Here is a 1,004-nt window from a genome sequence, read left to right as displayed (position 1 = left end):
TTGCCTCGCACACAGCAGCGATTTCGGCGGGCACCTTGGTGCCGCGTGGCACGAACAGGTGACGCTGCTTGAGTTCCTTCAGCCGCGGACAAAGATCGAAGCCAAGCAACCGGGCCAGTGCCATCGCGAAGTCAGTGTATCCGTGGGTGTCCACCGCAAGCTGGCTGGTCTCAAGCCGCTCCTGGCGGATGACGCCCTCAATGGCCACGCCCGCCTGGCGTTCATTGAGCACGAAGGGTTGCGCATGGAAGATGCCCCAGCGGTCCCGTACATGGGAGTAAATGCCAACGGAGGGTGTATTGCGCCGGGGATCAAGCCGGGCTTGCCACACCCGTTTGGTGGTCTCCATGCTCATCATGTCAGAAGACGCCAGGTCTGAACGGCCCCAAGTGGTGGCGATCGGGTGGCGTTGCATAAACTCCAGCACCGCCTGGCAAGCCTGACTCAGGCGGCGTTCGTCGCGCGCCCAGCGCATGGCCTGACGGATGCTGGTGGCCGAGAGTTGCGGAATCATGCGCGCGCATTCAATCGCCGTCAGACTGGTGCCGTGGGCCATGATGCCGGCATAGACCATCAGCAGTTCCGCTGTTGACCGTGGTTCACGGCCGAGCATGATCCAGCTGAAGCGCACCTGGGCGTCAACGGCCAGAATCACTTCAGGCAATTGCACTTCGCCGATGCGGTGATCCAAAGCCGCCCGTAGCTTGGTGACTTCGGGGTCTTCGTCTTCGGCGGGTAAAACTGAGAGGTGGAGTTCATCGTCGACGCGCAGTACGCCACTGCGTGCCGCCGCAGCCACAGCATCGACACCTGCAGTTACCTTGGCCAACAATGGCTTCAGAAAGGTGGCCGCCTTGCCGGGCAGCGACAGACGGGCATAGTGCTTCTTGGACTCGTCCTTCCAACGTTCGTCCGTGAAGAACAGGCGTGCACGGCCCCTAAAACTCAGGCTGTGCTCGATCCAGACCGATCCATTGCGCACAGCACGACGCAGGGCAAACAAG

At 61.7% G+C, this 1,004-nt stretch carries 1 protein-coding gene; it reads right to left on the bottom strand.

Annotated features, from left to right (window positions below):
- Window positions 1-1,004, bottom strand: a 1,004-nt coding sequence (locus ACFQND_RS12250; RefSeq protein ID WP_377413614.1) for a Tn3 family transposase, incomplete at both ends; no start/stop codon positions are given.

Source organism: Polaromonas aquatica (assembly GCF_042659145.1).
GTDB classification, from domain to species: Bacteria; Pseudomonadota; Gammaproteobacteria; order Burkholderiales; family Burkholderiaceae_C; genus Polaromonas; species Polaromonas aquatica.
The sequence above is the reverse complement of the archived record's forward strand: the minus strand, read 5'-3'. Positions and strand labels throughout refer to the sequence as shown.